The organism is Pseudomonas sp. SJZ103, assembly GCF_007828335.1.
Taxonomy (GTDB): domain Bacteria; phylum Pseudomonadota; class Gammaproteobacteria; order Pseudomonadales; family Pseudomonadaceae; genus Aquipseudomonas.
Genome location: NZ_VIUN01000007.1, coordinates 103897 through 117353, shown reverse-complemented (window position 1 = coordinate 117353; position 13457 = coordinate 103897). Strand labels below are relative to the sequence as shown.

The following is a 13457-nucleotide window of genomic DNA, read 5'->3' as shown; positions in this document are numbered from 1 at the left end:
CATTCGCACCCCATGCCGGCCAATTGCTCCGCACTATCCTGACACCGGGCTGTCGTACTTCCATGCGCCTAAAACCCGGAGAAATCATGACCCAGGATGTCCTTGCCAAAGAAACCAACCGCCGCCAACTGCAGCAGATCATCTCCGGGCTGTCCGACGGGATAATCCTGGCCGAGGTCGACCAGACCATCCTCTGGGCCAATGAAGCCGCGCTGACCATGCACGGGGTGAATGAGGTCGCGGCACTGGGCAGCAATACCCGGGAATACGCCGAACGCTTCGCCCTGCGCTATCGCAATAATCATCCCTTGCCCCTGGAGAATTACCCCCTCGCCCGCGCGGCGGCAGGCGATGAATTCAGCGACGTGGTGGTGGAGGTCATGCCCACCTCCGATGAAGAAAAAACCTGGGTGCATCGCCTGCGCAGCCTGGTCATCAGCGACTCCCATGGCACGCCTGAATTGCTGGTGCTGATCCTCAGCGACGCCACCGAATGGGCCAGCGCCGAACAGCGCTTCGAAAAAACCTTCAACGCCAACCCGGCGCCGGCGGTGATCTGCCGCCTCAGCGACCTGCGCTATATCAAAGTGAACCAGGGCTTCCTGGAGATGACCGGCTACAACCGTGACCAGGTGATCGGCCGCTCAGTGTATGAGCTGGACGTGCTGGAGCATGCCGAGCGCAGGGACCTGGCCGTTCAGCGCCTCGGTGAAGGCGCGACCATCCCACAGATGCAGGCCGAGCTGAAACTGCCCGGAGGCGGCAGCAAACTGGTGATTGTCGCCGGCCAGCCGCTGGACATGAACGAAGAAGACTGCATGCTGTTTTCCTTCACCGACCTGGAGCCACGCCGCAAGGCCGAAATCGCCCTGCGCCAGAGTGAAGAGCGCTTCGCCAAGTCGTTTCGCCTGACGCCGGTGCCCACATTGGTGTGCAGCGCCGACAATCGGCAGGTGGTGGATGTCAACGAAGCATTCATGGCCATGACCGGGTACACCAGTGAAGAGCTGATCGGTAAATCCATCGAAGACATCAACTTCATCGACAGCCAGGAGACAGCCGCCCAGTTGTTCGCCACCCTGGAGAAAGCCGGCAACCTCGATGGCCAGGACCTCAGGGTGCGCAAGAAAGGCAACGAGGTCATCGACTGCGTGGTCTCGGCCGACACGGTCATCATTCAAGATGTGCCCTGCTATCTGCTGGTGATGATGAACATCACCGAACGCAAGCGCTCGGAACTGGAGTTGGTGGCGGCCATCGAGGAAGTGATGCAGGACGCGTCCTGGTTCAGCCAGACCCTGATCGAGAAACTGGCCAATGCCAAGAGCGTCAACAGCCCCAACCTGCCGAACGTGGCCTTCACCGACCTGACCGCCCGTGAGCGTGATGTACTCGGTCTGATCTGCGAGGGCCTGGCCGACAAGGAGATCGCCTCACGCCTGAAATTGGCGCCCAATACCGTGCGTAACCATGTGGCTACGGTGTACTCGAAACTGGGGGTGCATAGCCGTAGCGCAGCGATCGTCTGGGCTCGTGAACGCGGACTGTTTGCCGGTGAATTGCGGGTCAAGAAAAGCCGATAAAAGTGCAAATGCACTAGTACAGTTAGTGCGAATTCGCCTTATCCAGCGCAGTCGCAATCCCTAACCTTCAGGGTGTGAGTACAGGGCTTTTAACCTGTGCCGTCGTAAAAACGACACCTTGAAGGAACCCACATGTTTACACTCTCTCAACTGCGAAATTGCATCGAAGAAGGCCTCGCGCCGCTGACATGCGAGTTCACCCTGTGCCGGGATGCGTCGCTGACCCTCAAGGTCTACGACGCCGACACCGGCCGGGTGGACCTGGTGGTGACGGGGATCAGCACCAACCGGCTGCAGACCCCGCAAGACGTGGAAAAGATGGTGGAAGAACTGCGCTACGAACTGCAAAGCAACAACATGGGCAACGTCACGCTGGAAGACGCGCCTTCAACGACGAACCAATGAAATAGAACACCCCGCCCGCGACGATGAACGCGCCTAACATGTAGAACATGTAGTGGGCCGGCAGGCTGGCCAGCACCAGCCCGCACAGCACCGGCCCCAGCGCAGCCCCCAGGTTGGACAGGTTCTGCGCCCCGTAATACATGCCGCGTAAGTGGTCCGGGGCGATCCGGTCGATAAACATGTATTCGGCCGGGAACACGATGATTTCCCCCACGGTAAATACCGCCATCGCCAGCACCCACCACAGCACGTTGGTGGACAGTGCAAAACCGACCAAGCCCAACATGAACATGCCCAGGCCTGCGATCAGCCATTGGCTGAGGTAGCGGTGGGAAATACGTCGGCCAATCACGTACTGCAAGGCGATCACCAGCACGGCGTTGGTGGTGAGCACGGCGCTGATAACGGTGTAGGTGTATTCAGCACTGGTGGTGGTGACCAGGTACTGCGAGAGGTAGGCGGTGAACTGGCCGAACACCACGGCGCTGAGCACACCCCCGAGGGTGAAGCACACCAGGCGATGGTCACGCAGCAGCACGCGACCAACGGCCAGGAACGGCACCGGCTTTTGCGTGACATCGACGGTCGCCAGGGTGCGATCGCCCCAACGCCAGTACAGCAGGAAAAACCCCGCCCCCAACAGCGCCGACAAGATGAACGGCAGGCTGATGTCCAGCTTGGCCACCATCGCCCCAAAGAACGGCCCGGCGGCATAGCCGATATTGGTCAGTGTGTACTTGATGGAAAACACTTCGCTGCGCGCATCCTCCGGCAGCAAGCTGGCAAAACCGGCCTTTACCGCAATATCGATGACCGCGTAGGCCAGGTTGATCAGGATCAGACAGCTGTAGAACGCCCAGATGTTCTGCGCCAACACCGTACCGATAAACCCCAGCCCAAACAGCACGCTCAACCCCAGCAACAACCGATAACTGTTGATGCGGTCGACCAGAAAACCGCCATACACGCTGAGCAGCGAGCCGACGATCAACGAGCTGCCGATCACCAGCCCAACCTGGGTGATGTCGAGGGCAAAGTGGCGGGTGAGGTAGATCACCAGGTAAGGAAAGGTAATGGCCTTGGCCAGCGTCAGCAGCAACGTGGCGGACAACAACAGGTTCACGGCGCGGGGGTAGTTTCTTATTGTGGCAAGCATCCTGCTCTCTTTCTTTGAAGGTAACACGGTCTTGATGGCCGGTTACCTTAACGCAAGAGCCGAAAAAAAACGCGGGTCATTTCTTGACGGGCGTGATCTCCAGGATGGTGCCGTTGGTGGTTTTGAGCAGCACGAACTTATCGCCCACACGCGCCCATTGGCTGTCGGCTTCAGGCTGCTTGAGACCGCGTTTCTTCCAGTCGCTGACCGCCGACTCCTTGCGCATCAGGATGTCCGGGGCGCGGTCGCCTTCTTTCAAATCACGGGTGTTGATGTTCGAAGGCTGCACGGTTTCCTGCGGCGTATCACCGGCCTGCACGACAAAGCTGGCGGTGGACAGGCTGGCGGCGACCAGGACACAGGCAGCTAGGGTTTTGGACTTCATGGGTGCTCCTTCAATGAATGATGCGTACCCAGGTTCCGACCGCGGGCGCATGAAATCATTCAGCCTGCTGAACCTTGATCCCCTGTGATGAGCATAGGTATCTTCACAACTTTTCAGCCCCTGACAAATCTCCCTGTGGCTTACGCGCCTCGCCCATTGCCACCATGAAATAAATACTGTAATTTTTCATGAAATTATTAGACATAAATTTCATGAACCAGCAAGAAGAACTCGACGCCCTCGCGATCCTGATCCACGACCTGCGCAAGCACAAGAAGCTCACCCTCGCCCAGCTCGCACAGAAGATCGAGCGTTCGGTGGGTTTCCTGTCCCAGGTGGAACGCGGCTTGTCGCGTCCGACCGTGGCGGATCTCACCGCCATCAGCCATGCCCTCGATGTGCCCACCACCTATTTCTACAGCCTGTCCAAACCCAAGGCCGTGAGTTGGGTCACCCGCCCCAACGAACGTCGCACGGTGTATTACGCCAACGGCATCACCGACATCCTGGTTTCCCCCAGCATGAAGGGTGCCTTCTCGATGCTCGACAGCCTGCTGGCACCCGGTGCCAACAGCGGTGAACAGACCATGAGCGACCGCGCCGAGCAGGCCGGATTTGTACTGGAAGGCGAATTGACGCTGTGGGTAGAGGGTGAGGCCGATTCGGTCACCCTCGGCCCCGGTGACAGCTTCCACCTGGCCAGTTTCGCCCACTGCCGCTACGCCAACCTGACCGACCTGCCCGCCCGCGTGCTGTGGGTTTACAACTAGGAGCAACACCCGTGAAAAGCCAAGCCTCCACGTTACTGGCCGAAGTACGGACCTTTCGCCAGAACCATCCCGACGTGCGTTATGTCGACCTGATCGCCCTGGACATCCCCGGGCATTTCTACGGCAAGCGCTACCCCATCGAGATGCTCGAAAAGGTCGCCGCCGGCAGCCCCTTGAAGCTGCCGCAAAACGCCGTGCTGCTGGGGGTTCAGGGCGGGCTGTTCAAGATCGGCGACTACTGCTTCCACGACGGCGACCCGGATGCCAACCGTCGCCTGGTGCCCGGCACGCTCAAGCCGGTGAGCTGGGAGTCGCAGCCGCTGGGGCAGATGTTGATCACCTCGGACGGCACCGAAGCACCGATCGAATTCGAACCTCGCGAAGTCTTGGCCAAAGTGCTGGAGCGTCTTCACCACAAAGGCATTCACCCGGTGGTGGCCTTCGAACTGGAGTTCTACCTGTTCGACAAAAAACTCGACAACGGCCTGCCGCAATTCGCCCGCGACCCGCTGAGCAATGACACCGACGACCAGCCCAACCTGCATATCGAACGGCTGTCGCGCTTCAGCGAGGTGCTGGACGATATGGCGCAGACCGCCAAGGACCAGGGCATCGACATCACGGTGATCACCGCCGAGCTCGGCCCCGGTCAGTTCGAGATCAATTTCGGTCACCTCGACGACGGCCTGCGCGCCGCCGACTGGGCGGCCCTGTTCTGCCGCAGCACCCGCGGCGTGGCGCTGAAACACGGCTACCGCGCCAGTTTCATGGCCAAGCCTTACCTGCAATTTCCCGGCAGCGGCATGCATGTGCATGTCAGCCTGTATGACGGCGCGGGCAACAATGTGCTCGCGGCGCACCAGCAGCAACCGCTGCGCCACGCCGTGGCCGGTTGCCTGGAGTTGCTGCCTCACTGCATGCCGATCTTCTCGCCCAACCACAACGCCTTCCGCCGCCTGGGCGGTACGGTCAACGCCGCGACCCGTGCCAGTTGGGGGTTTGAAGACCGCGATGCGTGCGTGCGCATCCCCGATTCCGACCCGCGCAATCTGAGGATCGAACATCGCCTGGCCAGTGCCGACGCCAACCCGTATCTGGTGCTGGCGGCGATCCTGGTCGGCCTTGAGCATGGCCTTGAAGCCAAGCGCGAACCTATCGCGCCACTGAACGAGGACCGCAGCAGCGGCACCGACTTTCCCGTGGAAATGCTCGATGCCGTGCGCGCCATGCAGCATCAGCCGGTATTGCGCGATAAGCTGGGCGCTGAATTTATCGACGTGTACTGCGAAAACAAACGCCAGGACCACCTGGCCTTTCAACAAGAGATCAACGCGCGGGAATACCGCTGGTTTCTCTAACCCTGGAATAACGATGACCGAACAAAGCGCCCCGGCCCTCAAGGAAATCTTCAACGTCGAACGCCTGCAACACATCGCCAGCGAAATGACGGCGGTGTACCCGGCGTTCGACGCCAAGGGGTTTCTCAAGCATGCCAAGGCCGGGCTGGCCGAGTTGTCGGTGATGCAGCGTATGGCGCGGGTCAGCGAAAGCCTGCACGCGGTGATCCCACTGGACTATGCCCAGAGCCTCAAGCTGCTTTACGCCCTGGCACCGCGCCTGAACAGCGGGTTTGTCAGCCTATGCCTGCCGCACTACGTGGCGAGCTACGGCCTGGATGACTTCAAGCGCTCCATGGCCGCGCTCAAATACTTCACCACCTTTGGCTCGGCTGAATTCGCCATAAGACACTTCTTGCTCCACGACCTCGAACGCACCCTGGCGATCATGCAAACGTGGTCGCTGGATGACAACGAACACGTGCGCCGCCTCGCCAGCGAAGGCTCGCGCCCGCGCCTGCCGTGGTCGTTTCGCCTGGCCGCGGTGCAGGCCAACCCCGAGCTGTGTGCGTCGATCCTCGACAACCTCAAGGCCGACAACAGCCTCTACGTACGCAAATCCGTGGCCAACCACCTCAATGACGTCACCAAGGACCACCCGGATTGGGTACTCAGCCTGATCGAAGGCTGGAACCTGGATAACCCGCACACCGCCTGGATCGCCCGCCATGCGCTGCGCAGCCTGATCAAGCAGGGCAACACCCGCGCGCTGACCATCATGGGCGCCGGCGCCAAGGCCGAGGTGAAGCTCCATGACCTGAGCGTGACCCCGGCGGTGATCACCCTGGGCGAGCGGATCACCCTGTCGTTCAACCTGGAATCCACCGCTGCCACTGCGCAAAAGCTGGTGGTGGACTACGCCATCGACTACGTCAAAAGCGCCGGGCACAGCGCGGCCAAGGTGTTCAAGCTCAAGGCGTTTACGCTCGGCGCAGGTGAACAGCACAGCCTGCGCCGCGAGCAGCATATTCGCGCGTTGACCACGCGCAAGCACTATCCCGGCAGGCATACGGTGCATGTGTTGGTGAACGGGGAGCGATTGGGCAGTGCGCAATTCGAATTGCGCGATTAACCCGATGTCACCCACACCACAGATCACTGTGGGAGGGTTTCATCCGTTGGATTCGCCGAGCAACAGTGGCTGCTCCCGCGCGCACAACTCCACCACGTAATCCCACAACACCCGCAATCGCACCGACTTGTGCAGTTCCCGGCGCGAGCTGATCCAGTAACTGCGCTGGATCCCCTCCCCCGGCAGCAACGGCACCAGCTCCGGGTCGCCCGACGCCATGAAGCACGGCAACACCGCAATCCCCAAACCGGAGCGCGCGGCCTGGTGTTGGGCGATGACGCTGGTGCTGTGGAACACCACCTTGGGGTTACGGCAGAAACTGCTGAGGAACTTCAATTCCTGGCTGAACAGCAGGTCGTCGACGTAATCGATCCATGAATGGGCCGCGAGATCTTCGCGTTTTTCAATCGGTGGGGTGCGCGCCAGGTAGGCGCGGCTGGCATAGAGTGCCAGGCGGTAATCGGTGAGTTTACGCGTGACCAATTGACCGACGCTGGGGCGTTCGAGGTGGATGCTGATTTCCGCTTCGCGGTTGAGGATGCTGACGAAGCGCGGCACCGCCACCAGTTCCACTTCCAATCCGGGGTAGCGGTCGAACAGCCCGCTCATGCGCCCGGCGAGGAACATCACCCCCAACCCTTCGGCCACCCCGAGGCGGATCTTGCCCAGGGGCGCAGCGGAGTGGGTCAGTTCGTCCTCGGCCAGCAGCGCGACGTTTTCCATGGCTTCGGCGTGTTTGAGCAGGGCTTCGCCGGCAGGGGTCAGTTCGTAACCCTGGGCGTGCTGCACGAACAGCGCGGTGCCGAGGCTCTTCTCGATGGCTTCGATATGCCGGGCCACGGTGGCATGCGTGGTTTTCAGGCGCTGCGCGGCGGTGAGCAGGCGACCGCTGCGCTGCAACTCAAGAAAATACCGCAGGTCATTCCAGTCGAACATGTCGCCTCCATTGCATGAGCCCCAGGCAGCGCTGTTTAAAAACGCACAGCAGCTGGGTAAAAACTAACATTTTTAAGACGAAAACTAACAACTAGGATGGAGCCAATAAGAAAAACAAGCGAGACCTCAGATGCCCATTGCAGCTGCTGAATACGATTATGTGGTAGTAGGCGCCGGCCCCGCAGGCTGCCTGCTCGCCAATCGACTGTCCGCCAACCCTTCCCACCGCGTTCTGCTGCTCGAAGCCGGTGGCCGCGACAACTACCCCTGGATCCATATCCCCGTCGGCTACCTGTTCTGCATCGGTAACCCACGCACCGACTGGTGCTTCAAGACCGAAGCCCAGGAAGGCCTGCAAGGCCGTGCGCTGAGTTACCCACGGGGCAAGGTGCTCGGTGGCTGCTCCTCCATCAACGGCATGATCTACATGCGCGGCCAGGCCCAGGACTACGATGGCTGGGCGGCGGCAGGCAACGATGGCTGGGCCTGGAAAGACGTGCTGCCGCTGTTCAAGCAGAGCGAAAACCACTTTGCCGGCAGCTCGGAATTCCACAATGACGGCGGCGAATGGCGAGTCGAGCAGCAACGGCTGCATTGGCCGATCCTGGACGCCTTTCGGGACGCCGCAGCGCAAAGCGGCATTGCCACGATCAGCGACTTCAACCAGGGCGATAACGAAGGCTGCGGCTACTTCCAGGTCAACCAGAAGGCTGGAGTGCGCTGGAATGCGGCCAAGGCATTTCTCAAACCGATCCGCCAGCGACCCAATCTCACCGTGCTGACCGAAGTCGAGGTGGACCGCGTGGTGCTGGAAAACGGCCGCGCCTCGGCCGTGATCGGGCGTCAAAACGGCCAGCAAGTGCGCTGGAAGGCGCGCAAGGAAATCGTGCTGTGCGCCGGCTCCGTGGGCTCGCCGGGCATCCTGCAACGCTCGGGGATCGGCCCGGCCAGCGTGCTCAAGCCGTTGGGCATCGATGTGCTGCATGAACTGCCGGGCGTCGGCGGCAACCTGCAGGATCATCTGCAATTGCGGCTGATCTACAAGCTGGAAAACGCCCGCACCCTGAACCAGATCGCCGGCACCGTATGGGGCAAGATGGGCATGGGCCTGCGCTACCTGTACGACCGCAGTGGCCCGCTGTCGATGGCGCCCAGCCAGCTCGGCGCGTTTGCCCGCTCGGGCCCGGAACAGACCTCGGCCAACCTTGAATATCACGTGCAGCCGCTGTCCCTGGAGCGCTTTGGCGAACCGCTGCACGGGTTCCCGGCGTTTACCGCCTCGGTCTGCGACCTGCGCCCGCAAAGCCGTGGTCGCATCGATATCCGCTCGGCCAACCCGGCGGATGCGCCGCTGATCCGGCCCAATTACCTCAGCCATCCAGAAGACTTGCGGGTGGCCGCCGACGCGATTCGCCTGACCCGACGCATCGTCGCCGCACCGGCCCTGAGCCAGTTCAAACCGGTGGAATACCTGCCCGGCGACGCGCTGCAAACCGAAGAGCAACTGCATGAAGCCGCCGCGCGTATCGGCACGACGATCTTCCATCCGGTCGGCACCTGCCGCATGGGCAGCGATAAAGACGCGGTGGTCGACGCCCAGTTGTGCGTGCATGGCGTGCCCGGCCTGCGTATCGCCGATGCCTCGGTCATGCCGCGCATTACCTCCGGCAATACCTGTTCACCCACGCTGATGATCGCGGAAAAAGCCGCGCAGCTGATCCTTTCGCCGAACACAAGGAGTCTCGCCCCGGAGAAAGAACTGGTTCATGCAATCTGAATAGCGGCGCCAACCCTGGCGCCGACAGTGGAACAACAATAAATAATCACTGTGAGGGCTTCCCGATGTCAGAACATGCTCAACCCCTGGGCTCGGCGACCAACGCGAGCACCGGTAACGAATCAAGAAAAGTCATCTTCGCCTCGTCCCTGGGGACGGTGTTCGAGTGGTATGACTTTTTCCTCTACGGCGCCCTGGCGGCGGTGATCAGCAAACAGTTCTTTGCCGGGGTCAACGACACCACGGCGTTTATCTTTGCCTTGATGGCCTTTGCGGCCGGCTTTGTGGTGCGGCCCTTCGGCGCGCTGGTGTTCGGCCGCCTGGGCGACATGATCGGGCGCAAGTACACCTTTCTGGTGACCATCATTTTGATGGGCGTGGCGACCTTTTGCGTCGGCCTGTTGCCGACCTACGCCAGCATCGGTATCGCGGCACCGATCATCCTGATCGTACTGCGCATGCTGCAAGGCCTGGCCTTGGGTGGTGAATACGGCGGCGCAGCCACTTATGTGGCCGAGCATGCACCGGCCGGCAAACGCGGCCTCAACACCAGCTGGATTCAATCCACCGCGACCCTCGGTTTGCTGCTGTCGTTGCTGGTGGTGCTGGCATGCCGGTACTTCACCGGCGATCAGTTCGAAGTCTGGGGCTGGCGTATTCCGTTCCTGTTTTCCATTGTGCTGCTGGGTATTTCCACCTGGATCCGCATGAGCCTGCACGAGTCGCCGGCATTCCTGAAAATGAAAGAGGAAGGTAAGTCCAGCAAGGCGCCGATCCGTGAGTCCTTCGGTAAATGGGAAAACCTCAAGGTGGTGCTGATCGCGCTGTTCAGCATCAACGGTGGGCAAGCGGTGACGTTCTACGCGTCGCAGTTCTATGTGCTGTTTTTCCTCACGCAGTTCCTGAAGATGGACCCGGCCCTGGCCAATATGCTGCTGATCATCAGCGTGGTGATTGGCGCGCCGTTCTTCGTCTTCTTTGGCTGGCTGTCGGACAAGGTCGGGCGCAAACCGGTGCTGATGCTCGGCCTGCTGCTGGCCACCGCGCTGTACTTCCCGATCTTCAAGGGCCTGGCGCACTACACCAACCCGGCGATGGACCAGGCCAGCCGCCAGGCACCGATCACCGTGCTGGCCGACCCGGCCACCTGTACCTTCCAGTTCGATCCGGTAGGCAAGGCGAAATTTGACAGCCCGTGCGACAAGGTCAAGACCTTCCTGGTCAAGCAAGGCCTGCCGTACAGCAGCGCCGCCGCCCCGGCCGGCAGCCCGGTGCAGGTCAGCGTGGGTGAAGTGCGCATCGACGGCTTCGACGAGGCCGCGCTGCGCGGTGCAGTGACCCTGGCCGGCTACCCGACTTCTGCGGATGTGGCCCAGGTCAACAAGGTCATGGTGGTAGTGCTGATCGTGGTGCTGATCCTGATCGCCGCCATGTGCTACGGCCCGCTGGCGGCACTGATGGTGGAGCTGTTTCCGACGCGTATTCGCTACACCTCGATGTCCCTGCCCTACCACATCGGTAACGGCTGGTTTGGTGGGTTCCTGCCGACCGTGTCGTTTGCGCTGGTGGTGTACACCGGGGATATCTTCTATGGCTTGTGGTACCCGGTGGTGGTGACGGGGGTGAGCCTGATTGTCGGATTGTTCTGCCTTAAAGAAACGCGGCATGTGGATCTCGACAACAATTAAACCGATCTCCTGAACACAGGAGATCCCTTGTGGGAGGGGGCTTGCTCCCGATAGCGGTGGTTCAGTCACAGCTGCGTTGACTGATATGGCGCTATCGGGAGCAATCCCCTTCCCACATTTATTCCGGCAACGCTTACACGAATTGCTGTACATCCATACAGATAACAGTTGCTCAAATCCCTCTGACTGAGCATCCTGCAAAGCATCAACCCGATCTGATGTGATGACCATGCGGCTGTACCTCTGTGAAAAACCCTCCCAGGCCAAGGACATTGCGGCCGTGCTCGGCGCCAGTCGCCGCGGCGACGGTTGCTGGTTGGGCAATGGGGTCACCGTCACCTGGTGCATCGGCCACCTGCTGGAAACCGCCCCGCCCGACGCCTACGACGCCAAATACAAACGCTGGGTACTGGCCGACCTGCCGATCGTCCCGGAAAAATGGAAGATGCTGGTCAAGCCCAAGACCGCCAGCCAGTTCAAGGCCGTCAAGCGCCTGCTGGGGGAAGCCCAGGAACTGGTGATTGCCACCGACGCCGACCGTGAGGGCGAGATGATCGCCCGCGAACTGGTCGAGCATTGTCGCTATCGCGGGCCGATCCAGCGGTTATGGCTGTCGGCACTGGACGATGCCTCCATCCGCAAGGCCCTGGCGGCACTCAAGCCAGGCGCCGAAACCTTCAGCCTGTACCACTCGGCCCTGGGCCGCTCCCGCGCCGACTGGCTGATCGGCATGAACATGAGTCGCCTGTTTACCCTGCTGGGGCGTCAGTCGGGGTATCAGGGCGTGCTGCCGGTAGGCCGGGTGCAAACACCGACCTTGCGCCTGGTGGTGGACCGCGACCGCAGCATCGCCGACTTCGTACCCGTGGCTTACTGGGCCATTGATGTGGACCTGCGCCACCCATCCATGACGTTTACCGCACAATGGCGCGCGACCGAGGATGCCTGTGACGACCAGGGCCGCTGCCTTGACCCGCAGTTGGCCCGGGACGCTGCCGACGCCATGACCAACGCCGCCAGCGCGCGGCTGATCAAGCTGCGCACCGAACGCATGCGCGAGGTGGCGCCCCTGCCCTTCGACCTCGGCACCCTGCAGGAAATCTGCTCGAAGAAGCTCGGCCTCGGTGCCCAGGAAACCCTGGATATCGCCCAGTCCCTGTACGAAACCCACAAGGTCATCACCTACCCGCGCAGTGACTGTGGCTACTTGCCGTTGAGCCAGCACAGTGAGGCGCCGAAGATCCTCGCCGCATTGGGCCGTGCGGATGCGGCAGTCAATGAGTTGATGCCGCATATCGATCCCCTGCGCCGCTCACGGGCCTGGAACGATGCCAAGGTCAGCGCGCACCACGGCATCATTCCCACCGGCGCCGGCAAGGACGTTGGCCAACTCACCGGCAAGCACCGTGCGGTCTACACCCTGATTCGCGCGCGCTACCTGGCGCAGTTCCTGCCCAACCATGAATACGATCGCACCCAGGCGGACTTCGACTGTGCGGGCCAGGCGTTGCGCGCGGTGGGCAAAGTGGTGATCGAGCCGGGCTGGAAACGTGCCTTGCCCGAAGCCCTGGCACCGGCAAAGAGCCGCGAAGCACCGGCACCCCAGGCCTTGCCGACACTGGTGCAAGGCCAGGATTACGCGGTGGCCAAGGTCAACCTCAAGGACCTGTGGACCCAACCGCCCAAGCCCTTTACCGAAGGTGACCTGATCAAGGCGATGAAAAACGTCGCCAAGCTGGTGGAAGACCCGCTGCTCAAGCAAAAGCTCAAGGACACCACCGGCATCGGCACCGAGGCCACCCGCGCCGGGATTATCCAGGGCCTGCTCGACCGCGGTTACCTGGTGAAGAACGGCAAGGCGCTGTCGGCGACCCCGGCAGCCTTCAGCCTGATCGACGCGGTGCCCCGTGCCATCGCCGACCCTGGCACCACCGCGATCTGGGAGCAGGCGCTGGACATGGTGCAAAGCGGCGAGATGAGCCTGGAAGAATTCGTTGCCAAGCAGGCGGCGTGGATGAGCAAGCAAGTGGCGCGTTGCAACGGCATGCGCATGACCATCACCGGGCCGGCCAGCCCGGCGGGTCGAGGTGCTGCGCCGTGGAAAAAGAAACGCAAGGCCGCCCCCCGCAAGGCAGCCGGCACGACCAAACGCGCCAAAAAGCCGGCGAATGCAGGATGAAAAGTGAAAAAAACCCTGTGAATGACGTTTTTCGACGGGTTTAACGCCGCTTTGGTCCTTGCAGCGCCGCAGCCCGTCTAGGATTCTGTAGGGAACTTGCTGACTTCCT

11 protein-coding genes are annotated in these 13457 nt (G+C 61.4%); 8 read left to right on the top strand and 3 right to left on the bottom strand.

Annotated elements, in window-relative coordinates; genetic code table 11:
- Positions 1-86: 86 nt before the first annotated feature.
- Positions 87-1583, top strand: coding sequence for a PAS domain S-box protein (locus FBY10_RS16965; RefSeq protein ID WP_131699978.1), 1497 nt, complete (start codon positions 87-89; stop codon positions 1581-1583).
- Between the two features lie 132 nt (positions 1584-1715).
- A complete protein-coding gene (locus FBY10_RS16960; RefSeq protein ID WP_131699979.1) occupies positions 1716-1988 on the top strand; it encodes a DUF1652 domain-containing protein in 273 nt (90 codons plus the stop codon).
- Here the strand turns inward: FBY10_RS16960 and FBY10_RS16955 are convergent.
- Both FBY10_RS16955 and FBY10_RS16950 read right to left on the bottom strand, forming a co-directional pair.
- Positions 1951-3144: an MFS transporter gene (locus FBY10_RS16955; RefSeq protein WP_145337103.1), complete on the bottom strand. Its 1194-nt coding sequence runs from the start codon at positions 3142-3144 to the stop codon at positions 1951-1953. The genes FBY10_RS16960 and FBY10_RS16955 overlap by 38 nt on opposite strands.
- Before the next feature lie 76 nt (positions 3145-3220).
- Positions 3221-3529, bottom strand: coding sequence for an RcnB family protein (locus FBY10_RS16950; protein WP_145337102.1), 309 nt, complete (start codon positions 3527-3529; stop codon positions 3221-3223).
- Positions 3530-3741: 212 nt separating this feature from the next.
- On the opposite strand from FBY10_RS16950, the gene FBY10_RS16945 reads away from it, so the two are divergent.
- From FBY10_RS16945 to FBY10_RS16935, 3 genes are read left to right on the top strand one after another with little or no spacing between them, the layout of a single operon-like run.
- Positions 3742-4299: a helix-turn-helix domain-containing protein gene (locus FBY10_RS16945; protein WP_131699982.1), complete on the top strand. Its 558-nt coding sequence runs from the start codon at positions 3742-3744 to the stop codon at positions 4297-4299.
- Between the two features lie 11 nt (positions 4300-4310).
- Positions 4311-5657, top strand: a complete 1347-nt coding sequence (locus FBY10_RS16940) for a glutamine synthetase family protein (RefSeq protein ID WP_145337101.1) — start codon at positions 4311-4313, stop codon at positions 5655-5657.
- A 13-nt stretch (positions 5658-5670) separates the two neighbouring features.
- On the top strand, positions 5671-6768 hold the full coding sequence (locus tag FBY10_RS16935) for a DNA alkylation repair protein (protein ID WP_145337100.1): 1098 nt from the start codon (positions 5671-5673) through the stop codon (positions 6766-6768).
- 39 nt (positions 6769-6807) lie between these two features.
- Here FBY10_RS16935 and FBY10_RS16930 read toward each other — a convergent pair whose 3' ends face one another.
- Complete coding sequence (locus tag FBY10_RS16930) at positions 6808-7704, bottom strand: LysR family transcriptional regulator (protein WP_145337099.1); 897 nt, start codon at positions 7702-7704, stop codon at positions 6808-6810.
- Between the two features lie 130 nt (positions 7705-7834).
- On the opposite strand from FBY10_RS16930, the gene FBY10_RS16925 reads away from it, so the two are divergent.
- The 3 genes from FBY10_RS16925 to FBY10_RS16915 all read left to right on the top strand — a co-directional run bounded on the left by FBY10_RS16925 (position 7835) and on the right by FBY10_RS16915 (position 13348).
- A complete protein-coding gene (locus tag FBY10_RS16925) occupies positions 7835-9481 on the top strand; it encodes a GMC family oxidoreductase (protein ID WP_145337098.1) in 1647 nt (548 codons plus the stop codon).
- 65 nt (positions 9482-9546) lie between these two features.
- Positions 9547-11169 carry an MFS transporter gene (locus tag FBY10_RS16920; RefSeq protein ID WP_131699987.1) on the top strand — a complete coding sequence of 541 codons (1623 nt, stop codon included), beginning with the start codon at positions 9547-9549 and terminating at the stop codon, positions 11167-11169.
- 229 nt (positions 11170-11398) lie between these two features.
- Positions 11399-13348 carry a DNA topoisomerase III gene (locus FBY10_RS16915; RefSeq protein ID WP_145337097.1) on the top strand — a complete coding sequence of 650 codons (1950 nt, stop codon included), beginning with the start codon at positions 11399-11401 and terminating at the stop codon, positions 13346-13348.
- The last annotated feature ends 109 nt before the right edge of the window (positions 13349-13457 follow it).

Excerpts from the sequence above, each read along its gene's own strand:
- FBY10_RS16915 (WP_145337097.1), top strand. The coding sequence starts at position 11,399 with ATGCGGCTGTACCTCTGTGAAAAACCCTCCCAGGCCAAGGACATTGCG.
- FBY10_RS16930 (WP_145337099.1), bottom strand. The coding sequence starts at position 7,704 with ATGTTCGACTGGAATGACCTGCGGTATTTTCTTGAGTTGCAGCGCAGC.
- FBY10_RS16925 (WP_145337098.1), top strand. The coding sequence starts at position 7,835 with ATGCCCATTGCAGCTGCTGAATACGATTATGTGGTAGTAGGCGCCGGC.
- FBY10_RS16920 (WP_131699987.1), top strand. The coding sequence starts at position 9,547 with ATGTCAGAACATGCTCAACCCCTGGGCTCGGCGACCAACGCGAGCACC.
- FBY10_RS16945 (WP_131699982.1), top strand. The coding sequence starts at position 3,742 with ATGAACCAGCAAGAAGAACTCGACGCCCTCGCGATCCTGATCCACGAC.
- FBY10_RS16935 (WP_145337100.1), top strand. The coding sequence starts at position 5,671 with ATGACCGAACAAAGCGCCCCGGCCCTCAAGGAAATCTTCAACGTCGAA.
- FBY10_RS16955 (WP_145337103.1), bottom strand. The coding sequence starts at position 3,144 with ATGCTTGCCACAATAAGAAACTACCCCCGCGCCGTGAACCTGTTGTTG.
- FBY10_RS16950 (WP_145337102.1), bottom strand. The coding sequence starts at position 3,529 with ATGAAGTCCAAAACCCTAGCTGCCTGTGTCCTGGTCGCCGCCAGCCTG.
- FBY10_RS16965 (WP_131699978.1), top strand. The coding sequence starts at position 87 with ATGACCCAGGATGTCCTTGCCAAAGAAACCAACCGCCGCCAACTGCAG.
- FBY10_RS16960 (WP_131699979.1), top strand. The coding sequence starts at position 1,716 with ATGTTTACACTCTCTCAACTGCGAAATTGCATCGAAGAAGGCCTCGCG.